Source organism: Kitasatospora sp. NPDC056446 (assembly GCF_042796115.1).
GTDB lineage: Bacteria > Actinomycetota > Actinomycetes > Streptomycetales > Streptomycetaceae > Kitasatospora.
Genome location: NZ_JBHTRF010000161.1, coordinates 1 through 3,376, shown reverse-complemented (window position 1 = coordinate 3,376; position 3,376 = coordinate 1). Strand labels below are relative to the sequence as shown.

The following is a 3,376-nucleotide window of genomic DNA, read 5'->3' as shown; positions in this document are numbered from 1 at the left end:
GGGGGGGGGGGGGGGGGGGCCGCGGCGGGCGGGGTGGGGCCGGCCGGCCGCGATGGTGCGGTGTGGGGGTCTGCGGTGGGGTGGGGGTCAGTCGGTCGCGGTCACGGTCGCGGAGCGGCCGGGGGCGAGCCGGACGGTGGCGTAGGTGTAGGTGACGCCGTCGACGGCCTTGGTGCGGGCCTCCCGGGGCCGGCCGTCGACCGTGACGCGGGTGTGCTCGCCGGGGAAGCGGGCCTCCCACGTGAGGTCCGCCGTACCGGTGTTGGTGACGGTGCTGCGCTGCCCGCCGTCGTGCCGGACGGTCACCGTGCCACTGCCGAACGGGATGTCGGCGACCTGGAGCCAGCCCATCGCGGCGGGCAGCCGGGAGGTGGTGGCGAGGGTGCCCGAGGCGGCGTCGGGTTCGACGCCGAGCAGGCCCTGGACGGTCTGGGAGAGCAGGGTGAACGGGACCTCGGGGTAGTCGCCGTTGAGCATCTGCCCGCTGGTGTGCTGCTCGCCGACGCTCTCGTAGATGTGCCGCATCCACTTCCAGGCGGTGGTGCCGTCGTGGTTGGCGAAGAAGGCGTCCGGCAGGTAGGTGTAGGCCTCCAGGTTGGCCGAGCGCTCCGGGCCGGAGTCGGCGGCGTCGATCGAGGCGAGCAGGGCGTCCCGGCGCGGGCCCGGGTCGATCAGCTGCTTGACCGGCATCAGCACGCTCGCCTCGTAGCCCCAGCCGGTGACCGGCGCGCCGGTGGTGTCGTAGCCGTGCACGACCTCGCCGGGCTGCCGGCCGTCCACGCTCCAGGTGGAGTTGACGTAGCTCCGCAGCGCGTCGGCGGCCTCGCGGTAGCCGGCGGCCGTGGTGGTCTCGCCCCGGGCGTCGGCCAGCGTGGCGGCGGCGAGGTAGGCCTGGTACTGCGCGCCGACGGCGTCACCGGCCTCGGCGTAGGTGCGGGTGGCGTTCTCCGCGTAACTGGCGGTGCCGGCGAAGATGCTCCGGCTGGTGGCCTGCGGGATCGGCAGGCCGCCGTTGTCGACGGGCCCGGGGTGGCGGGCGATGAACGGGCCGAGGGTGTTGCGGACGTAGGTGCCGAGGGCGGGGTCGTCGGCGTAGTCGCGGTCGCCGGTCCAGCGGTAGGCGACGCCGGCCTGCTGGACGAGCTCGAACGGCGCGGGCAGCTCGCGGACGAAGCGGGTGGGGCCGCGGTAGTCGATGGCGGCGTACGAGCGGGCGTCGAAGTCGAGCGCCCAGACCGGGTAGAGGCCGTTGGTCCCGGTGGCGGAGGCGGCGAAGCCGCGCAGCATGGTCTTGTTCTCGGCGTCCAGGCCGAGCAGGTGGGCGCCGACCAGCTGGTGGGCGAAGTCGCGGCTGTAGAAGGCGGACCGGAACGGGTAGCCGGCCCAGTACGTGGTGTCGTAGGTGGTGGTGCCGGTGCCGCCGGGGTGGTTCTCGTCCTGGTCGAGGACGCCGGTGGTGCCGGCCTGCTGTACCCAGCTGTTGGCCTTGGTCTTGGCCCAGTCGAACAGGGCGACGGCCTCGGGGTCGGAGGAGCTGGCGACCGGGTCGCCGGGGGCGGCCGGGGCGACGGCGGCGTCGTCCACGTTGATCCAGCCGGTCGGCGAGGAGCCGACGGCGAGGGTGATCCGGTCGCCGGCGGCGACCCGGATCCGGGGGAGCGTGTACTTCGCGTAGGTGGGCTGCTCGGGCAGGGTGAGGGAGCGCACCACGGCGCCGTTGACGCTGACCGAGAAGGTGCCGCCGGCGCCGCCGGTCGCGATCCAGGCGGAGAGGTCGTAGCCGCCCGCGGTGGCGGCGGTCGCCTGCTGGCTCACCGCGTAGCCGGTGCCCGCGTCGAGGTAGGCGAGGCGGGTGCCGCCGTGCGGGTTGTTGGTGGCGATGCCGGTGTGCGCGGTGAGGGTCCAGCCGTCGCCGCCCTGTTCGAAGCCGGGGTCCGTGAGGACGAGGGGCTCGGTGCGGGTGAGCGTCCAGCGGTGGGCCGGGCGGGCGTCGCAGTTCCGGTGGCCGGCGGCCGGTCCGGCGCTCAGGCAGCCGCCGGTGCCGGGTGTACTGAGCGTCCATGTCCCTTGCGGGGCACGGGAGACGGTGAAGCGTTCGGCGGCGGGGGAGGTGCCGCAGTCGGCCGTGACGGGCGGGCTGTCCGGGCCGGCCAGGGTGAGGCAGCGGCCGCTCGCGGCGTTGACCAGGAGGTAGTCGCCGCCGGTGCGGCGCAGCTGCCAGCGCAGGCTGAGCAGGCGTCCGCAGTCCGCGCCGACGACGGGGGTGCCGGGGTCGGACCGCGCGTACCGCGGTCCGAGGCAGCTGCCGTCGAGCGCGGAGCCGAGGACGTAGCTGCCGCCGTCGGCGAGCGGTGCCGGGTCGTGCGCGCGGTCGGCGGCGAGGGCCGGGCCGGCGCCGAGGGCCTGGGCGGCGAGGACGGCCAGCAGCAGGGGACCGGACGGTAAGGCGCGGGTGCGGGGCGGCATGGCGGGTCCTCTTCCGGTCGGGGGAGCGGCGGTGCCGGTTGACTGACAGGGGGTTTGAACGTTCAAATCAGCAGGGACAATGCGTCGCATGTGATGGGTGACATTTCACATGGTTGTTCGAGCCTCGTCAACGGTCCGCGCGGGGTCGGCGTCCGGAGCGACGGGGACCCCTGCCCCACAGGGGTGGGCGGGGGCCCCCGCGTCCCGGGCGTACCGGCTCCGGCCGCGCCGGCCGCGCCGGCCGCGGTGCGGTCAGCGCCCGAGGGCGGCGAGCGTGTCCTCCAGGGTCGGGCCGTCGGGGCGCGGGCGGTTGTACGGGAGCCTGGCGAGCGCCGAGCCCATCGCGCAGGTGCCGGTCAGGGCGGAGAAGGCCAGTCCGGCGCCGACCGCCGCGCCGATCCAGCGGGTGCCCGGCAGGGCCGGGTCGGCCAGCAGTGCGGCGAGGACGAGCGAGCCCGCCACGAGCCGGACCTGACGGTCCAGTGGCCAGACCGCGCGGGCGCCCGGGATCCGGTCCAGCGGCCGGCCGGCGCCGGCCCAGGCATTGGTGCCGCCGGTGAGCGTGAGTGTCGGGATCCCGGCGTCGGTGAGCCGCCGGCAGGCGGTGGCGGCGCGCGGCCCGGCGGCGCAGACGACGGCCAGCTCGTTGCGGGCGGCGGCGTCACGCAGCGCGGGCAGGGCGCGGTCGAGCAGGTCCAGCGGGATGTTCAGCGCGCCGGGGATGTGGCCGGCGGCGTACTCGCCGGGGGAGCGGACGTCGATGAGGGTGAGCTGTTCCAGGCGGGGCCGGAGCTGTTCGACGGTCAACGGCGTGGTCATGGGCAGGGGGGTCCTCTCGGGGTGGGGGGTGCCGGGCGCCGGCCCGGGGGGGGCCCGGCGGGGGGGGGGGGGGGGGTTTTAAAAAAAAAAC

2 protein-coding genes are annotated in these 3,376 nt (G+C 75.8%); both read right to left on the bottom strand.

Annotated features, from left to right (window positions below):
- Window positions 1–87: 87 nt before the first annotated feature.
- Window positions 88–2,466, bottom strand: a complete 2,379-nt coding sequence (locus tag ACFQ6N_RS40100) for an RICIN domain-containing protein (protein WP_380659102.1) — start codon at window positions 2,464–2,466, stop codon at window positions 88–90.
- Window positions 2,467–2,718: 252 nt separating this feature from the next.
- The gene (locus ACFQ6N_RS40095; RefSeq protein WP_380659101.1) at window positions 2,719–3,285 is read right to left on the bottom strand and encodes a rhodanese-like domain-containing protein; all 567 of its coding nucleotides are present in this window, start codon (window positions 3,283–3,285) and stop codon (window positions 2,719–2,721) included.
- Window positions 3,286–3,376 lie beyond the last annotated feature (91 nt).